Raw genomic sequence first — 292 nt, 5'->3', positions numbered from 1 at the left:
TTGGTAGAGCACGACCTTGCCAAGGTCGGGGTCGCGAGTTCGAGTCTCGTTTCCCGCTCCAAAATTTGAAAGTGCTTGTAAAGCACAGACCACCAATCGCAGAATTTCGAATTGCGACAAGGCGGCAACTGAATGAGTCCTTAGAAGCTTACCGAAGTAAGTGACTTAGGCGAATGAAGGCAGCCAACGCAGTAGCGGTTCGAAAGACGAAGATTAAGCGGGAATAGCTCAGTTGGTAGAGCACGACCTTGCCAAGGTCGGGGTCGCGAGTTCGAGTCTCGTTTCCCGCTCC

Annotated in this window: 1 tRNA gene; it reads left to right on the top strand. The window is 52.4% G+C overall.

The features are described 5' to 3' along the window. Positions 1-217 precede the first annotated feature (217 nt). A tRNA-Gly gene (locus KQJ19_RS23890) sits at positions 218-290 on the top strand. Positions 291-292: the final 2 nt, after the last annotated feature.

The organism is Citrobacter sp. S46_ASV_140 (assembly GCF_018919545.1).
In the GTDB taxonomy this organism is placed as follows: domain Bacteria; phylum Pseudomonadota; class Gammaproteobacteria; order Enterobacterales; family Enterobacteriaceae; genus Citrobacter; species Citrobacter braakii.
The sequence above is the reverse complement of the archived record's forward strand: the minus strand, read 5'-3'. Positions and strand labels throughout refer to the sequence as shown.